This is a genomic window from Nocardia blacklockiae (assembly GCF_015477355.1).
GTDB classification, from domain to species: Bacteria; Actinomycetota; Actinomycetes; order Mycobacteriales; family Mycobacteriaceae; genus Nocardia; species Nocardia blacklockiae.
Map to the genome: position 1 here is coordinate 385646 of NZ_JADLRJ010000003.1, position 18019 is coordinate 403664.

Below are 18019 nucleotides of genomic sequence, written 5' to 3' on the forward strand. Positions count from 1 at the left end.
CCGTGCCATGGCGGAGGGGATGGAACGGTGCATCGCGCTCGCGGAGGGAGGTCGTCGGGACGAACAAGCCGTCGTGGACCTTGTCATACATTGCTGAGTGAGATGTATGATTGTCTCTCGCCTATCAGGGTGTATAGATTGAAAACGGAAACTCGTTCCATCGCGGAGCCGGTTCCCGCACCCCTGCTCGGCCCCCTATCGAGGAGAATCCCATGGCCATCGTTCGCTCGATCCCGGGGACCGCCGACGGTCGCCGCCGCCTCGCTCTCGACAGCCCGGTGGATGGTCGGCCGATCGATGAGGTCGAGGTCGCCGACGCCGCGGAGGTGGCGGCCGCGGTCGCGAAAGCGCGTGCGGCGCAGCCGGCGTGGGCCGCCCGGGGCGTCGACGAGCGGGCGGAGATCCTGCGTTCCGCGGTCCGGATCCTGGTGGACCGGCGCGAGGAGATCATCGACACCGTGCACGCCGAGACCGGGAAGCCCCGGGTCGAGGCGCTGACGATGGAGATCGTCCCCGGCTGCGACTTCCTGAATCACTGGAGCGTGCGCGCCCGCCGCGACCTGCGCTCGCACCGGGCGCGGCTGCACGGCTACCTGCGGCCGATCAAGAAGCTCTACATCGACTATCAGCCGCTCGGCGTGATCGGCGTGATCACCCCGTGGAACGGCCCGTTCATCCTGTCGCTCAACCCCGTCGTGCAGGCGCTGCTCGCGGGAAACTCGGTGCTGCTCAAGCCCTCCGAGGTGACCCCGCGCTCGGGCGAGTGGGTGGTGCGGGTGCTGCGCGAGGCGGGCGTCCCCGACGACGTCGTGCAGGTGCTGCACGGCGACGGCGAAACCGGCGCGGCGCTGGTCGCCGCGGACATCGACAAGGTGTGCTTCACCGGCAGCGTCGGCACCGGCCGCAAGATCGCCGCCTCGTGCGCCGAGCGCCTGCTGCCCTACACCCTGGAACTCGGCGGCAAGGACGCCATGATCGTCTGCGCCGACGCCGATCTCGAGCGCGCCGCCGCGGGCGCGGTGTATCTCTCGATGTTCAACACCGGCCAGGTGTGTATGAGCGTCGAGCGGATCTACGTGGTCGACAGCGTCGCCGACGAATTCGTCCGGCTGGTGACCGAGCAGGCCGCCGCCGTGACCTACGGGCCCGGCGAGGCGGACATGGGCCCGCTGTTCTGGGACCGCCAGGTCGACGTCGTCACCCGGCATATCGACGACGCGAAAGCCAAGGGCGCCAATGTCGCCGTGGGCGGTTCGCCCGCCGCGGGCAACGGCCTGTACTTCCAGCCCACCGTGGTCGTCGACGCCACGCACGAGATGCAGCTCATGACCGAGGAGACCTTCGGCCCGGTGGTCGCGATCACCCGCGTGCGCGACGAGGAGGAGGCGATCCGCCTCGCCAACGACTGCCGCTACGGGCTCAGCGGCTCGGTGTTCACCAAGGACGCCGCCAAGGCCCGCCGCATCGCCGCGCGGCTGACCACCGGTTCGGTCGTCCACAACGACGCGTCGGTGATCTACGGGGTGGCCGAGGCGCCGTTCGGCGGACGCAAGGAGAGCGGCGTCGGCCAGGTCAACGGCCCCGACGCGCTGCGCGGCTTCACCCACGCCCAGCCGGTGCTCATCGACCGGTGGCAGAGCAAGAAGGAAAGCGTCTGGTACCCCTACACGGAGAAGACCAAGCGCAATCTCGAGGCCGTCGTCCGCTACGGCTTCGGCACCCGGCTGGGGCGTCGGTTCCTCGCCTGATATCGCGCCGAAAACGTTCCGGCACAAGTAGATTCAGTTTCATCGGAAGGGACCGCATGTCCACCCTGCACCCGTGCGAGCGCGTCGAGGCGAGCTTCGCCGAGACCGCGCCGTACCGCTATTCCAACAGCGTCGAGCTGAACGTCACCCCCGAGCAGGTGTTCGAGGTGCTCGCCGACGCCTCGGCCTGGCCGCGGTGGGCCACGGTCATCACCGGCGTCACCTGGACCAGCCCGGAGCCGCGCGGCATCGGCACCACGCGCACCGTGCACATGCGCGGCGGGATCGTCGGCAACGAGGAGTTCCTGGCGTGGGAACCGAACACGCACATGGCTTTTCGCTTCAACGAATGCTCCACCAAGGGCATCACGGCCTTCGCCGAGGACTACCGCATCGTCCCCACCGCGGGCGGGTGCCGGCTCACCTGGACGATGGCCATGGCGGGGGACCGGCCGACCAGCGTGTCGCTGCGGCTGTTCGGGCCGCTGATGAACGCGACGTTCCGGTACTTCCTGCGCAATCTGCGCAAGCTCACCGATCGGCGCTTCGCCACCGCGGCGCGCTGATCGGGCCGTAGCATTACGCAGGCCTATCACCTCGGAGGGAACCCATGCCACAGCACGTACGGGGAGTCGTCGCCCGGGCCAAGGGAAAGCCGGTCGAGCTGACCGAGATCGTCGTTCCGGATCCCGGTCCGGGAGAGGTGGTGGTCGCGGTCGCCGCGTGCGGCGTCTGCCACACCGACCTCACCTACCGCGAGGGCGGCATCAACGACGAGTTCCCCTTCCTGCTCGGCCACGAGGCCGCCGGCACGGTCGAAAGTGTCGGTGCGGGAGTCGATTCCGTCGCGGTCGGCGATTTCGTCGTGCTGAACTGGCGCGCCGTGTGCGGCCGCTGCCGGGCCTGTCGGCGCGGGCGGCCGCAGTACTGCTTCGACACGTTCAACGCCACCCAGAAGATGACCCTCACCGACGGCACCGAGCTCACGCCCGCACTGGGCATCGGCGCGTTCGCGGAGAAGACGCTCGTGCACGCCGGTCAGTGCACCAAGGTCGACCCGGAGGCCGATCCCGCGGTCGTCGGATTGCTGGGCTGCGGGGTCATGGCCGGGCTGGGCGCCGCGGTCAACACCGGCGGGGTGAGCCGGGGCGATTCGGTGGCGGTGATCGGCTGCGGGGGAGTCGGCGACGCCGCGATCGCCGGGTCGCGGCTGGCGGGCGCCTCGAAGATCATCGCGGTGGACCGGGACGCGCGGAAACTCACCTGGGCCGCCGAACTCGGTGCCACACATACGATCAACGCCGCCGAGACCGATCCGGTCGCCGCGATCCAGGACCTCACCGACGGTTTCGGCGCCGACGTGGTGATCGACGCGGTGGGCCGCCCCGAGACCTGGAAGCAGGCCTTCTACGCCCGCGATCTCGCCGGCACCGTCGTCCTGGTCGGCGTCCCGACGCCGGACATGCGGCTGGAGATGCCGCTGCTGGACTTCTTCTCGCACGGCGGCGCGCTCAAATCCTCCTGGTACGGCGACTGCCTGCCGGAACGCGATTTCCCGGTGCTGGTCGACCTCTACCGGCAGGGCCGGCTGCCGCTGGACCGGTTCGTCAGCGAACGCATCACCATCGACCAGGTGGAGCAGGCCTTCCACACCATGCACGCCGGCGAGGTGCTGCGATCGGTCGTGGTGCTGTGAGCGGCGCGCTGCGCATCGACCGCGTCGTCACCTCGGGTGTGTTCGAACTCGACGGCGGCAGTTGGGAAGTCGACAACAACGTCTGGGTGGTCGGTGACGACGACGAGGCCGTGGTGATCGACGCGGCCCACACGGCCGAGCCGATCCTCGCGGCCGTCGCCGGCCGCACCGTCACCGCCGTCGTCTGCACCCACGGGCACAACGACCACGTCACGGCCGCGCCCCGGCTCGCCGCCGCCCTCGACGCCCCCATCCTGCTCCACCCCGGCGACGACCCGCTGTGGCAGCTCACCCACCCCGGCCTGCCCTACCGGCACCTGTCCGACAATCAGCGAATCCCCGTGGCAGGCACCGACCTCCAGGTCCTGCACGCCCCCGGCCACTCCCCGGGCTCGGTCTGCCTGCACCTCCCCGAGGCCGACACCCTCTTCTCCGGCGACACCCTGTTCTCCGGCGGCCCCGGCGCCACCGGCCGCTCCTACTCCGACTTCCCCACCATCATCGACTCCATCCGCTCCCGCCTCCTCCCCCTCCCCGCCCACACCCGAGTCCACACCGGCCACGGCGACCCCACCACCATCGGCACCGAGGCCCCACACCTGTCGGAATGGATTGCCCGGGGGCACTGAACAATTCGGCCCGACCGCGGCAGTTTCTCAGCCGGAGATGTAACTCCCCGAGGGCGGATTGCCGATGTTGATGCGCCGGTTGTACTCCCGCAGATACTCCGCCTTCCACCGCGGCCAGTCGAGATAGTGCTCCCCGGCTTCCGCCCGATACCGCCGGTACTGCCGCGCCTTCGTACTGGTCAGCGAGCGCTGCGAGGCCCGCGCCGCCCGCCGCGCGGCATCGAGCCCCCGGCGCAACTGCCACTCGGTGAGTTCGACTGGGGGATCACGAAATACACTCGACCGCCGCCACCACATCTACGCTCCTCGAAGTAGCCGGAGGTTCCACCGTACGCGAATCCGTTGTGCCGTAGCGGATGATGAAAGAGCCGTGTGGGTTTCCCGTGCGGGTGCCTCGGCATGGGTCCGCTATCGCGTCCCTTGCTGTGTTTCTAGCCGGCGGTGAAGGTGTGGTACAGCGTGCTCAGATCCAGCGATTCGAGCGGGCCGGGCCGGGTGCGCGCGGTGTGGTCGACCTGGCGGTGCAGGGCCTCCATCTTCTCGTCCAGCTGGGCGGCCACCTCGGCGGCCTGGGTCAGGTCGCTGCGCAGGTTCGGCGGGACCTCGCCGCGGTACTTGTAGTAGATCTTGTGCTCGAGGCTGGCCCAGAAGTCCATGGCGATGGTGCGGATCTGGATCTCGACCGGCATCCGCTCGGTGCGATTGGAGCGGAACACCGGGATCGACACGATCAAGTGCAAGCTCTGGTAGCCGTTGGGCTTGCGGTGCGTGATGTAGTCGCGCTCCTCCAGCAGCGTGATGTCCTCCTGCCCGACCAGCATGTCCCGGATCACGGCGATGTCGGACAGGAAGCTGCACACAACCCGGACCCCGGCGATGTCGAGCACGTTCTCCCGGATGGAGGCCAGGTTCATCGCGTAGTTCTTGCGCCGGACCTTCTCCAGCACGCTCTCCGGCGACTTGAGCCGCGATCCCACGTGCTCGATCGGGTTGTACTCGTGGGTGCTGTTGAAGTCCTCTCGCAAGATATTGATCTTGGTCGTGATCTCATCGATCGCGAACTTGTAGCCGAGCATGAAATCGAGGAATTGCTCGCGGACCGCGCGCACGTCATCCATCGTCATACGCCCGGCGTCCGCAGGGGAAACGGCGTCGGCGTCTGCAGTCGGCTGCCAGGCTCTCACGCGCTTCATTCTGCCCGTGCCTGCACATTTCCTGCCATGTCGGGTGGGACCCGCCACAGCGTCGATGGTCGTCACCGTGGCGGCGAAATTCCTGAGTGTTTGGGCGTCGAGCGGTGTGGGTATCCCTGATCCGGCGACGAATGCCGCTGGTCAGAGGTGGTAGTGCCCCCGGCAGGAATCGAACCTGCGACCTAGGGATTAGAAGGCCCTTGCTCTATCCAACTGAGCTACGGAGGCAGTGCACAGCACCACACACCATGCCGGTTTCTCGGGACGGTGTCCAGCACGATTAGTATAACGAGCGTCCAGATTCGGTCCGGGTGCTCGGCGGGCAACTCGCGGGCATGTCGGCGGCGTCACAGGGGGCGCGGGGAGGTCCGGGGCGGGGCGGCCGGAGGTGTGGTGCCGAACTAGGCTGAGGCCCATGTCGTCACCGCTGGACCCGTCCGTCGAACCTGAATCCCAGGACACCCGGGCGGAGTCGGCGGCGATGTTCCCGGTGCTCACCACGGTGGCGGTGGCGTTGGCCGCGTTGGTCGCGCCTTTGGTGGTGGGGCTGTCGGCCGCTCAGGCGTTGACGTTGCTCGGGATTCCCGATCCTGGTCCGCTGACCACCTACGGTCTGCCCGCGGTGCGCGCGATCGCCGATCTCTCCGCGGCGGTGGCGGTCGGCTCGCTGCTGTTCGCGGCATTCCTCACACCGCCGCAGCGTAGTGGACTGCTCGACGTCGGCGGTTACCGGGCACTGCACCGGGCCGGGATCGCGGCTCTGGTCTGGGCCGGCGCGGCCGCGCTGCTGGTGCCGCTGACGCTGTCGGACACCACCGGGCAACCGGTCCGGACGACTCTGCGACCCGATCAGGTCTGGCACGCCATCGCCCAGGTCGAGGTCGCCGGTTCGTGGCGGACGACGGCCTGCATGGCGCTCGCGCTGGCGATCGGCTGCCGGCTGGCGCTGCGCTGGGGCTGGACGCCGGTGCTGTTCGGGTTCGCGGTGCTGTGCCTGATGCCCGTGGCGCTCACCGGACATTCGTCGTCGGGTGGCGCGCACGATGTCGCGACCAACAGCCTGATCCTGCACCTGGTCGGGGTGTCGCTGTGGCTCGGCGGGCTGTTCGCGGTGCTGGCCTACGCGCTGCGCGGGGGCGAGCACACCGGGCTGGCGGCGCGGCGGTTCTCCGTCGTGGCGACCGGCGCGCTCGCGGTCGTCGCCGTGAGCGGCGTGCTCAACGCGTGGGTGCGGGTGCCGTGGAGCGACCTGTTCACGACGACCTACGGCCGGTTGGTCGTCGCCAAGACGGTCGCGCTGTGCGCGCTGGGCGTGATCGGCTTCGTGCAGCGGCGCACCGCCGTGCCCGCGCTGCGCGCGAATCCGCGTGATCGCGCCGCGCTGATCCGGTACGCGGGCGTGGAAGTGCTGGTGTTCGCGGCCACCGTCGGGCTCGCGGTCGGGCTCGGCCGCACGCCGCCGCCGGAGCTGCGGCAGGTACCGTCGCCGTCCGAGGTGGAACTCGGATACGACCTGGCCGGTCCGCCGACGGCCGCGAGAATTCTGTTCGACTGGCGCTTCGACCTGATCTTCGGGACCCTTGCCCTCGTGCTTGCTGTGCTGTATCTGGCCGGGGTGCGGCGACTGCGCGCCCGCGGCGACGCCTGGCCCGCCGGGCGGACTCTCGCCTGGCTGTGCGGGTGTGCGGTCTTGTTGGTGGCCACCAGTTCCGGTGTCGGTCGCTATGCCCCGGCGATGTTCAGTGTGCACATGGCGCAGCACATGCTGTTGTCGATGCTGGCGCCGATCCTGTTCGCGCTCGGCGGCCCCGTGCTGCTGACGCTGCGTGCGCTGCCGCCCGCGGGACGCGACGCGCCACCGGGGCCGCGCGAGTGGGTACTGGCCGCGGTGCACAATCCGGTGTCGCGGTTCCTGACTCAGCCCGTGGTCGCGACGGCGTTGTTCGTGGTGGGGTTCTACGCGCTGTATCTGGGCGGGATCTTCGACGCGGTGGTCGATTCGCACGGCGCGCACCTGGTGATGAATCTGCACTTCCTGGTGTCGGGCTATCTCTTCTACTGGGTGGTGCTCGGCATCGACCCCAAACCGCGCCAGGTGCAGCCGATGACGAAGGTGGGCATGGTGTTCGGCTCGCTGCCCTTCCACGCGTTCTTCGGCGTCGCGCTGATGAGTATGACGACGGTGCTGGGCGCCACGTTCTACCGATCGCTCGGCCTGAGCTGGAACACCGACCTGCTCGGCGACCAGCGCACCGGCGGCAGCCTGGCCTGGGCCAGCGGTGAGATTCCGTTGGTGCTGGTGATGCTGGCGCTGCTGATCCAGTGGTCGCGCAGCGACGATCGGCTGGCCAAGCGGATGGATCGCGCCGCCGACCGCGATCACGATGCCGACCTGGCCGCGCACAACGCCATGTTCGCCGAACTGGCGCGGCGGGATCGGGGGAGCCGGTCGTGACCGACGCGCCCGCGACGGGAAACGTGAAGAAGCTGTACCGATCCGACGTGCGCGCCGCCCGCCTGCGCCTGGGCCGGCGGGTGCGGGTCACGCCGATGTTCCACACCGAGGTGTCCGGTCCGCACGGTCCGGTCAAGGTGAGTTTCAAACTCGAGTACCTGCAGCACGGCGGCACCTTCAAGGTGCGCGGCAGCCTGAACGCGTTGCTGGAGAACCGATCCGACGAGCGCGGCGTCGTCATCGCCTCCGGCGGCAACGCCGGTATCGCCGCGGCGCTGGCCTGTGCGGTGCAGAGCCGGTCGTGCACGGTGGTGGTGCCCGAGTCGGCGCCGCACACCAAGGTGGCCGCCATGTGGGCCTACGGCGCCGAAGTGCTCTGGCACGGAACGACTTACGCCGACGCCAAGAGCTACGCCGACCAGCTCGTCGAGGAGCGCGACGCGCTGCAACTGCATGCCTACGACCTGCCCGCGGTGGTGGCCGGAGCGGGCGTGGTGGGGCTGGAGATCGAGCGTCAGGTGCGTGGCCGCCCCCCGATCCTCGTCGCCGTCGGCGGCGGTGGCCTCGCGTCCGGCATCGCCGCCGCCCTGGGCCTGCGCGGCCGCGTCGTGGGCGTCGAGCCGAAGGGCTCGCCCACCCTGCACGCCGCCCTCGCCGCGGGCCGCCCGGTCGACGTCCACGTCAGCGGCATCGCCTCGGATGCCTTGGGCGCCACCAGAATCGGCGACATCCCCCTCGAACTCGCCCAGCGCTACCACATGGCCTCGGTCCTGGTCACCGACGACGCCATCGCCATGGCCCGCGAGTACCTGTGGCGAGAGTTCCGCATCGTGGTCGAACCGGCGGGTGCGGTAGCCCTCGCGGCAATCCAGAGCGGGGCGTACATCCCAGACCCGGGGGAGCGGCCGGTGATCGTATTGTGCGGGGCGAACACGGATTTGACGACGCTGTAGGTCGGCCCGCGAAGCGGAACGGCGGGTGTTCACACACCTCGGATTCATCCACAAATTCGAATTCGGGGGTGTTGTGGGGGGCGGGGATCGGTCAGGCTGGACGTGTTCGCTGGTTGGGGCGGTCGCGGGGTGGGGGAGTGTGCCTTGCGTCGTCGTCAGGGTCGAAAAGTGAAGGGGTGGAAGATGTACGAGGCCAATACGGCTGTTGTCGGCAATGTGATCACGCATCCGGTGCGGCGGAGTCTGCCCAGTGGGGAGCAGGTGGTTTCGTTTCGGATGGCGAGTAATGCTCGGCGGTTCGATCGGCAGACCGGGGAGTGGGTGGACAACGGGACCCTGTACCTGACCGTGAGTTGCTGGCGGCGGATGGTGGAGGGGGTGGACGCGTCGATTCGGCGGGGGGATCCGATCATCGCCTACGGGCAGTTGCGGACGTCGGAGTACCGGACCAGGGAGGGGGCCGATCGGCACGACCTGGAGATGCGGGCCAGTGCGCTCGGGCCGGACCTGGGGCGCTGTTCCGCACCGGTGGTGCGCCAGCCGTCCGGGAACTCCGGCTCACCCGCGGACGTTGATACTGAGGCGGTCCGTCGACCGGCGGATTCCGATACCCCGGAGCCGGTCGCCGCTACCCCGGCCGATGCCGGATGACGAGGGGCTTCGATGTCCGGCGCCCGCGCGGTAGCTCCGCTTCGCCCCACCCGCACCCACACCGATAGGCTTCCCTATATGGCTGAGTTCATTTACCAGATGCGCAAGGTTCGCAAGGCGCACGGAGACAAGGTCGTCCTCGATGACGTGAACTTGAACTTCCTTCCCGGCGCCAAGATCGGCGTTGTCGGTCCGAACGGCGCCGGTAAGTCGAGCGTGCTGAAGATCATGGCGGGACTGGACCAGCCCAACAACGGAGACGCCTGGCTCGCCCCGGGCGCGACCGTCGGCATCCTGCAGCAGGAGCCGCCGCTGAACGAGGAGAAGACCGTTCGCGGCAACGTCGAGGAGGGCCTCGGCGAGATCAAGGTGAAGCTGGACCGCTTCAACGAGATCGCCGAACTCATGGCCACCGACTACTCCGACGAGCTGATGGAGGAGATGGGCAAGCTCCAGGAGGACCTGGACCACGCCGACGCCTGGGACCTGGACTCGCAGCTGGAACAGGCCATGGACGCGCTGCGCTGCCCGCCGCCCGACGAGCCGGTCACCAACCTCTCCGGTGGTGAGCGCCGCCGCGTCGCGCTGTGCAAGCTGCTGCTGAGCAAGCCCGACCTGCTCCTGCTCGACGAGCCCACCAACCACCTCGACGCCGAGTCCGTGCTGTGGCTCGAACAGTTCCTCGCCCAGTACCCGGGCGCCGTGCTGGCCGTCACCCACGACCGGTACTTCCTCGACAACGTCGCCGGCTGGATCCTCGAACTCGACCGCGGCCGCACCTACCCCTACGAGGGCAACTACTCCACCTACCTGGAGAAGAAGGCCGAGCGCCTCGAGGTGCAGGGCAAGAAGGACCAGAAGCTGCAGAAGCGGCTGAAGGACGAGTTGGCCTGGGTGCGTTCGGGCGCCAAGGCCCGCCAGGCCAAGAACAAGGCCCGCCTCGGACGCTACGAGGAGATGGCGGCCGAGGCCGAGAAGATGCGGAAACTGGACTTCGAGGAGATCCAGATCCCCGCCGGTCCGCGCCTGGGCAACGTGGTCGTCGAGGTCGAGCACCTGGACAAGGGCTTCGGCGACCGCCAGCTGATCAAGGACCTGTCGTTCACCCTGCCGCGCAACGGCATCGTCGGCGTCATCGGCCCCAACGGTGTCGGCAAGTCCACGCTGTTCAAGACCATCGTCGGGCTCGAGCAGCCCGACAGCGGCACGGTGAGGATCGGCGACACGGTCAAGCTGAGCTACGTCGACCAGAACCGCGCCGGCATCGACCCGAACAAGACGGTGTGGCAGGTCGTTTCCGAGGGCCTGGACTTCATCCAGGTCGGCAGCCAGGAAATGCCTTCGCGCGCATACGTTTCCGCCTTCGGCTTCAAGGGCCCGGACCAGCAGAAGCCCGCGGGCGTGCTGTCCGGCGGTGAGCGCAACCGCCTGAACCTGGCGCTGACCCTCAAGCAGGGCGGCAACCTGATCCTGCTCGACGAGCCCACCAACGACCTCGACGTCGAAACCCTCGGCTCGCTGGAGAACGCGCTCGAGCAGTTCGCCGGCTGCTCCGTGGTCATCTCCCACGACCGCTGGTTCCTCGACCGCACCTGCACGCACATCCTGGCGTGGGAGGGCAACGACGACAACGAGGCCGCCTGGTTCTGGTTCGAGGGCAACTTCGAGGCCTACGAGGCCAACAAGGTCGAGCGGCTGGGCCCCGACGCGGCGCGGCCGCACCGGGTCACCCACCGCAAGCTGACCCGCGACTAACTTTCCGCCGTTCCGGTCCCGGAGCGCCCCCGCGGGAGGCGTCCGGGACCGGTCGGCAACCCGGTTACTGGCGGGTTATCGACAAGCAAACAGTGTGATTCGTCATATTTCAGGCGGGCGCCGAATAACCACGGGCGCAACGCTTGTCGTGCACTACCTGGCTCTTCGGTAGCGCACCGGTGGGGTGGTACCGACCGGAGGGTTCGGGCAGGTCGGCGTAGTCGCAGGTTTGGGGAGAATCCCGGGCGGCGTCTGCGGCGTCCAGCTACTCTCGACTCCGGCGTCACTTTGTTGCGGACCAATCCGAGGGAGTTGGCGAAGAAAATGACGGTCTCGTCCGATATGTCCACCGTGGCGTGGGTCGCGAGTTTGCCGGAGCAGTTGCGCGGCGAGCTGGCGGCGCTCGAGGAGGCGTACTTCCGCCACGTGGATGCCGGCGATGTCGACTGCGCGATCACCGGTGGCTCGAACCTGGTGTTCCGGCGGCACATCGAGCTGGGCATGCTCCGCCCGCCGGGGCAGGCGCGGGTGCGGGTGTACCACCCGGACGACGGCGCGGGCCTGGGTGCCGCGGTGCAGATGGTCACCGACGACATGCCGCTGCTGGTCGAGTCGGTCACCTCGTATCTGAGCCGCAAGGCGGTCAGCATCAGCGAGGTCATCCACCCGATTCTCGAGGTGACCCGCGACGCCGAGGGCGCCCTGGAATCCGCTGTTCCGCACGAGGTCGACGGCAACGGGTCCACCGGCCTGCGCGAGTCCTGGATGCATCTGCAGCTGCACCCGTCCACCAGCCCGGACCTGTTGGCGGAGCTGGAAACCGGCATCGCCGACGTGCTCACCGACGTCCGTCAGGTCATCGGCGACACCGAGACCATGCGCACCGTGCAGGACCGGTTGGCCGACGAACTCGAGGTGGCCGCCAAGGAGGGCACGCCGCCGTTCTCCGCCACCGACCTGGTCGATTGCGCGAACCTGTTGCGCTGGCTGGCCGACGGGCATTTCACGGTGCTCGGCTACGCCCGCTACCAGCGCGCCGCCACGGGCGACCCGCAGGCGAAACCCACTGTGGTGCCGGAGAGTTCGCTCGGCGTGCTGCGCCCCAACGTGGGCACCGACTTCCGGGTGCCGGTCGACGGCGGGGACCGCCCGCTGCTGCTGCTCACCCAGGGTCTGGTGCCCGCGACCGTGCACCGCTCGGTCTACCCCTACTTCGTCGGCGTCGCCGAATTCGACTCCAGCGGAACGATTACCGGCGAACATCTGTTCATCGGCGTGTTCACCGTCGCCGCCATGCACGAGAACGTGCTCGACATCCCGGTGATCGCGCGCCGGGTGCGGGCGGTGATCGAGAAGAGCGGCTTCGATCTCGACTCGTTCTCCGGGCAGGCGATGCTCGAGGTCATCCAGTCCTTCCCGCGCACCGAACTGTTCTCCGCCGACGTCGAGACCATGCGGCACACCGCCGGCGCGGTGCTCAATGTCGGCATGCGGCGGCAGGTCCGGCTGTTCCTGCGCTCGGATTCCTACGGCAGATTCGTGGCCTGCATGGTCTACCTGCCGCGCGACCGCTACACCACCCGCGTCCGCCTGGAGATCCAGGACATCCTGGTGCGCGAGCTGGGCGGCGTCTCCATCGACTACTCGGCGCGCGTCTCCGAAAGCGAGTTGGCCAGCGTCTATTTCACCGTGCGGCTGCCCGAACCCGGCACGCCGGTGGACGTCTCCGAGGCCAACCGGCTGCGCATCCAAGGCCTGCTCGCGGAGGCCAGCCGCACCTGGGACGACCACCTGCGCGACGAGGTCGCCGCCGCCACCGTCCTGGACCCGGCCGTGGTGCAGCGCTACACCGCCGCCCTGCCGGACGCCTACAAGGAGGACTTCACCGCCGCCCGCGCCCTGGCCGACATCGTGCGGCTGGAGCGGCTGGGCGACGGTTGCATCGACCAGCACCTGTACCGGCGTCCCGGCTCCGAGCCGGGGTCGTGGCGGTTCACCCTCTACGTCGGCGGCGGCATCTCGCTGAGCCAGGTGCTGCCGCTGCTGCAGAGCCTGGGCGTCGAGGTCGTCGACGAGCGGCCCTACAAGCTCCAGTTCGAGGACGACCGCGAGACCTGGATCTACGACTTCGGCCTGCAGGCCCGCCCGGACCTGCTGCGAATGTCGTTGGACCGCAACATGGATGCCGAGCTGGTCGAGCCGCTGCACCGGTTGGACGCGCTCGGCGCCCAGGAGCGCGGGCTGCGCGAGCGCTTCACCGAGGCCTTCGACGCCCTCTGGTACGGGCGGGCCGAGGCGGACGCGCTCAACGAGCTGGTGCTGCGCGCGGGCCTGCACTGGCGCACGGTCTCGATCCTGCGCGCGTACTCGAAGTACCTGCAGCAGGCGGACTTCCCCTACAGCCAGGCCAACATCGCGCGCGTACTGCTGGTCTCACCGGACGCGGCGCGCTTGTTCGTCGAGCTGTTCGCGGCGCACTTCGACCCCGACTCCGCCTCCCCGGAGCGGGCCGCGGAACTGGAGGCGGCGCTCACCGAGCGGATCAACGAGGTCGTGAGCCTCGACGCCGACCGCATCCTGCGCGCCATCCTGAGCCTGGTGCGGGCGACGCTGCGCACCAACTACTACCGCACCGACGCGCAGGGTGCGCCCCGCGAGTATGTGTCGCTCAAGGTGGAGCCGGGCGAGATCGCCGAATTGCCCAGGCCCAAGCCGCAATTCGAGATCTTCGTGTATTCGCCGCGGGTCGAGGGCGTGCACCTGCGGTTCGGTCCGGTGGCCCGTGGCGGGTTGCGGTGGTCGGACCGGCTGGAGGATTTCCGCACCGAGATCCTGGGCCTGGTGAAGGCGCAGGCGGTGAAGAACGCGGTGATCGTGCCGGTGGGCGCGAAGGGCGGCTTCGTGGTGAAGCACCCGCCGGCGACCACGGGCGACCCGGCCGCGGACCGGCAGGCGTTGCAGGCCGAGGGTGTGGCCTGCTACCGCACGTTCATCTCGGGTCTGCTGGATGTCACCGACAACGTGGATCACGCCACCGGCGAGGTGATTCCGCCGGAGCGGGTGGTGCGTCGTGATGGTGACGATACGTATCTGGTGGTGGCGGCGGACAAGGGGACGGCGACGTTCTCGGATATCGCGAACGAGGTGGCGCAGTCCTACGGGTTCTGGTTGGGTGATGCGTTCGCGTCGGGTGGTTCGGTGGGGTATGACCACAAGGCGATGGGGATCACGGCCAAGGGTGCGTGGGAGTCGGTGAAGCGGCATTTCGCGGAGATGGATGTCGATACGCAGTCGCAGGAGTTTTCTGTGGTGGGTGTCGGTGATATGTCGGGGGATGTGTTCGGTAACGGGATGTTGTTGTCGGAGCACATTCGGTTGGTGGCGGCGTTCGATCATCGGCATATTTTTTTGGATCCGGATCCTGATGCGGCGCGGTCGTTCGCGGAGCGGCGGCGGATGTTCGAGTTGCCGCGGTCGTCGTGGCGTGATTACGACGCCTCGCTGATCAGCGAGGGTGGCGGGGTCTACGACCGCACCGTGAAAGCGGTGCCGATCAGCCCGCAGGTGCGCCGGGCACTGGGTCTGCCCGAAGGAACCGCGTCGATGTCCCCGCCGGAATTGATCAAGGCGATTCTGCTGGCTCCGGTGGATTTGCTGTGGAACGGCGGTATCGGCACTTACATCAAGGCGAGTACCGAGTCGAATGCGGATGTCGGTGACAAGTCGAACGACGCGGTGCGGGTGGACGCGAACAAGTTGCGAGTCAAGGTGATCGGCGAGGGTGGCAACCTCGGTCTCACCGCGCTGGGTCGCATCGAGTTCTGCCGCAACGGCGGCAAGTGCAACACCGACGCGCTGGACAACTCCGCCGGTGTCGACTGCTCCGACCACGAGGTCAACATCAAGGTCCTGATCGACGGCGTGGTGTCGGCGGGCGAGCTGCCGGCCGCCGAGCGTGGGCCGCTGCTGGCTTCGATGACCGACGAGGTCTCGGACATGGTGTTGCAGGACAACGTGTCCCAGAACTTCCTGATGGGCATGTCGCGCGCCGAAGCGCCGCGGATGCTGAACGTGCAGAAGCGCCTGATCGAGGACCTGGAATCCCGCCGGGGCCTGGACCGCGAACTGGAAGCCTTGCCCTCGGACGTGGAGATCAAGCGCCGCGCCGAGGCGGGCGCCGGGCTCACCTCGCCCGAACTGGCGAATCTGATGGCGCACGCGAAGCTTTCGCTGAAGTCCGATCTGCTCGACTCGGACCTGCCCGACAGCGCCTACTTCTCGGCCCGGCTGCCGCAGTACTTCCCGACGCCCCTGCGCGAGCGTTTCGGCGCCGCCATCAAGCGGCACCGGCTGCGCCGGGAGATCGTCACCACCATGGTGATCAACGAGATGGTCGACCTCGGCGGCATCACCTACGCCCACCGGCTCAACGAGGAGATCGGCGCCAGCGCGACCGACGCGGTGCGCGCGTTCGCGGCCGCGACCCAGATCTTCGACCTGCAGTCGATCTGGACGCGCATCCGGAGCGCCGACATCACCACCGCGGTGAAGGACGATCTGGAACTCGAGACCAAGCGCACCCTCGACCGCGCCTCGCGCTGGCTGCTGAGCAACCGCCCGCAGCCCATCGCGGTCGGCGCCGAGATCCACCGGTACAGCGGCTCGGTGCGGGAGCTGGCGCCCAAGGTGCCGGGGTGGCTGCGCGGCCACCACATCGACACCCTCGAGGAGCAGTCGGCGAAACTGATCGGCCGCGGCGTCCCGCAGGAGCTGGCGACCGAGGTGTTCGGTCTGCTCAACCTGTTCCCCCTGCTCGACGTGGTCGACATCGCCGACATCACCGACCGCAGCGGCGAAGAGGTGGGCGCGCTGTACTACGCGCTCAACGAGCACCTCAAGATCGACTGGCTGCTGCAGGCGGTCAGCCACCTCGAGCGCGGCGACCGCTGGCATTCGCTGGCCCGGCTCGCCCTGCGCGACGACATGTACGGGTCGCTGCGCTCGCTCACCCTCGACGTGCTCTCCGGCGGCGATCCGGAGGAGACGGCCGAGGAGAAGATCGCGTACTGGGAATCGAAGAACCAGTCCCGCCTCGGCCGCGCCCGCGCGGCCCTCGCGGAACTCTTCGAGTCCGGCACCCACGACCTGGCCACCCTGTCCGTGGCGGCGCGCCAGGTGCGCAGCATGGTCAGCGGCGTGGGCGCGCAGTCGGAGGTGCCGCGCTGACGACGCGGACCTTGTGCCGATTCACAGAAACGGGCAGAACGGTCCCCTGACCGGCGAGGACCGGGCGTGTCGCGGACGGCGCGCCCGGTCCCCGGCCGGGAGCGCGCCGCGGACCCGGCATACTGGGTAGCCGAATCGGTTTCGGAGGCATCGCCGCATCGGAACCGGTCTGATCCGCTGCTCCACTTCCCGCGGCGCAGGCCGCCCGGCAGGCGCGCGCGTGGCAATCCGATCGGAGGTTACGTGTGACGAGTGCCGGTTCGGTGAACGGGCTCGCGAAGTCGGCTGCTACCGCCGTGCTGCCCAAGCGTTTTCACACCAAGGTCGATGTCCGCTGGTCGGACATGGACGTCTTCCAGCACATCAACCACGCGCGCATGGTGACCCTGCTGGAAGAGGCGCGCATCCCGTGGCTGTTCGAGGGCGACCGCCCGACCGTGGGGCTGCGCTCCGGCTGCGTGCTGGCCGATCTGCACGTGCGCTATCGGGGACAGTTGCGGCACGAGGACACTCCGCTGGACGTGGCGATGTGGATCGAGCAGTTGCGCGCGGTCGACTTCACCATCGGGTACGAGGTGCGGGCGAACGGCGTCACGCTGGACTCGCCGCCGGCGGTGATCGCCACCACCCAGATGGCCGCCTTCGACATCGACACGCAGCGGCTGCGCCGCCTCACCCCGGCCGAACGCGACTACCTCGCGCAGTGGAAGTCCCACTGACGAGACGGTGACCGCACTCGCGCCGGGTAGGGTTTCCGGTGGTGACCACGGCAATCCGGTACGGCCGGAGTCGTGGTCGAGGTCCGGACGCGCGGAAGGTGAGGACGCGGGCGATGATGCCTGGATTCGATCGATCGGACCATCGAGCGCTGCGGGTGCCCGACCCGGCCGAACGCGAGAATCTGGCGACCTTCGTCGGCCGCGCGGTGCGGCTGGACCCGGCGGCCGTGATCCGCTTGCGGCGGCGCGGCGATCGGTACGTGGCCGCTTGGGCCGCAACGAGTTTCGAGGCGCTGGCCGTCCGCACGGTGGTCGCCGAACTGGGCGTCGACGACGTCACGGTCGGCGGTGACACGCTGCTGACCGGACTGAGCGGTCCCGGCGCGGGCGACCCCATAGACCTGGGCTTCTCGATGGATTCGGCGTGGCGGACCGCCCTGCCCCCGGCCGAGGGCTGGGTGCACGTCGAGGATGTCCCGGCGCGCAGCCTCGTCGAACTGGCCGAGCGAGGCGCCGAGGTGGCCGCGGAGCACGGCAGCGGTCTCGGCCCGCCGGTGTCGCTGCTCGACCAGACCGTGCTGACGGTCACCGGCGGCGGCCAGCAGGTCGAGGTCCCCATGCGCGTCGTGTTCACCCTCACGGCCATGGACTTCATCCCGCACTCCGGCGAGAAGGCCGACGCCCGCCGCATCGCCCCGACCGAGATCGTCCGCGTCCGCGCCGCCCGCACCTGGCTACGCCTGGACGCCCGCTACGGTTCGGTCGCCCGCCGCCGCGGCCCCGGCATGCCCCTCACCCCCCGCTGAGCACGCCGCCCATCCCGATCAACCCGTCGGCTCCGCATCTGTGCTGCCGCACAATGGAGAATTCATCGAATGTGACCGAGTCGAGATTATGCGGCTATCCGTGCAGTTCAGTAAGCATGCCGCCCGCCGAATTCGCCGACCGTACCGCTGAATAACAGCAGGTCGGAAGTACACGGCCGCGCGGTTCC

Annotated in this window: 13 protein-coding genes and 1 tRNA gene; 11 read left to right on the forward strand and 3 right to left on the reverse strand. The window is 68.9% G+C overall.

The genetic code is table 11. The features are described 5' to 3' along the window. Positions 1–212: 212 nt before the first annotated feature. From IU476_RS11320 to IU476_RS11335, 4 genes are all read left to right on the forward strand, one after another. The gene (locus IU476_RS11320) at positions 213–1748 is read left to right on the forward strand and encodes an aldehyde dehydrogenase family protein (protein WP_195099343.1); all 1536 of its coding nucleotides are present in this window, start codon (positions 213–215) and stop codon (positions 1746–1748) included. A 65-nt stretch (positions 1749–1813) separates the two neighbouring features. After that, on the forward strand, positions 1814–2314 hold the full coding sequence (locus IU476_RS11325; RefSeq protein WP_195099855.1) for an SRPBCC family protein: 501 nt from the start codon (positions 1814–1816) through the stop codon (positions 2312–2314). A 44-nt stretch (positions 2315–2358) separates the two neighbouring features. Further along, positions 2359–3444 (forward strand): S-(hydroxymethyl)mycothiol dehydrogenase, encoded by a 1086-nt coding sequence (locus tag IU476_RS11330; protein ID WP_195099344.1) that lies wholly within the window; start codon positions 2359–2361, stop codon positions 3442–3444. Next, on the forward strand, positions 3441–4073 hold the full coding sequence (locus IU476_RS11335; protein WP_195099345.1) for an MBL fold metallo-hydrolase: 633 nt from the start codon (positions 3441–3443) through the stop codon (positions 4071–4073). Before IU476_RS11330 ends, IU476_RS11335 begins: the two co-directional genes overlap by 4 nt. A gap of 27 nt (positions 4074–4100) precedes the next feature. Here IU476_RS11335 and IU476_RS11340 read toward each other — a convergent pair whose 3' ends face one another. The 3 genes from IU476_RS11340 to IU476_RS11350 all read right to left on the reverse strand — a co-directional run bounded on the left by IU476_RS11340 (position 4101) and on the right by IU476_RS11350 (position 5494). Continuing rightward, complete coding sequence (locus IU476_RS11340; protein WP_195099346.1) at positions 4101–4370, reverse strand: hypothetical protein; 270 nt, start codon at positions 4368–4370, stop codon at positions 4101–4103. Between the two features lie 134 nt (positions 4371–4504). Continuing rightward, complete coding sequence (locus IU476_RS11345) at positions 4505–5197, reverse strand: GTP pyrophosphokinase (RefSeq protein ID WP_195099347.1); 693 nt, start codon at positions 5195–5197, stop codon at positions 4505–4507. 223 nt (positions 5198–5420) lie between these two features. Continuing rightward, positions 5421–5494, reverse strand: a tRNA-Arg gene (locus IU476_RS11350). Between the two features lie 187 nt (positions 5495–5681). On the opposite strand from IU476_RS11350, the gene IU476_RS11355 reads away from it, so the two are divergent. From IU476_RS11355 to IU476_RS11385, 7 genes are all read left to right on the forward strand, one after another. Next, a complete protein-coding gene (locus IU476_RS11355; RefSeq protein WP_195099348.1) occupies positions 5682–7721 on the forward strand; it encodes a bifunctional copper resistance protein CopD/cytochrome c oxidase assembly protein in 2040 nt (679 codons plus the stop codon). Beyond that, positions 7718–8674: a threonine/serine dehydratase gene (locus tag IU476_RS11360; RefSeq protein ID WP_195099350.1), complete on the forward strand. Its 957-nt coding sequence runs from the start codon at positions 7718–7720 to the stop codon at positions 8672–8674. Before IU476_RS11355 ends, IU476_RS11360 begins: the two co-directional genes overlap by 4 nt. A gap of 183 nt (positions 8675–8857) precedes the next feature. Then, a complete protein-coding gene (gene ssb / locus IU476_RS11365; RefSeq protein ID WP_195099351.1) occupies positions 8858–9325 on the forward strand; it encodes a single-stranded DNA-binding protein in 468 nt (155 codons plus the stop codon). A gap of 78 nt (positions 9326–9403) precedes the next feature. After that, a complete protein-coding gene (gene ettA / locus IU476_RS11370; RefSeq protein ID WP_195099353.1) occupies positions 9404–11080 on the forward strand; it encodes an energy-dependent translational throttle protein EttA in 1677 nt (558 codons plus the stop codon). Positions 11081–11404: 324 nt separating this feature from the next. Next, the gene (locus tag IU476_RS11375) at positions 11405–16306 is read left to right on the forward strand and encodes an NAD-glutamate dehydrogenase (RefSeq protein WP_195099355.1); all 4902 of its coding nucleotides are present in this window, start codon (positions 11405–11407) and stop codon (positions 16304–16306) included. A gap of 263 nt (positions 16307–16569) precedes the next feature. Continuing rightward, positions 16570–17025, forward strand: coding sequence for an acyl-CoA thioesterase (locus IU476_RS11380; RefSeq protein ID WP_438944007.1), 456 nt, complete (start codon positions 16570–16572; stop codon positions 17023–17025). Positions 17026–17138: 113 nt separating this feature from the next. Next, the gene (locus IU476_RS11385) at positions 17139–17831 is read left to right on the forward strand and encodes a DUF8010 domain-containing protein (RefSeq protein ID WP_228823475.1); all 693 of its coding nucleotides are present in this window, start codon (positions 17139–17141) and stop codon (positions 17829–17831) included. The last annotated feature ends 188 nt before the right edge of the window (positions 17832–18019 follow it).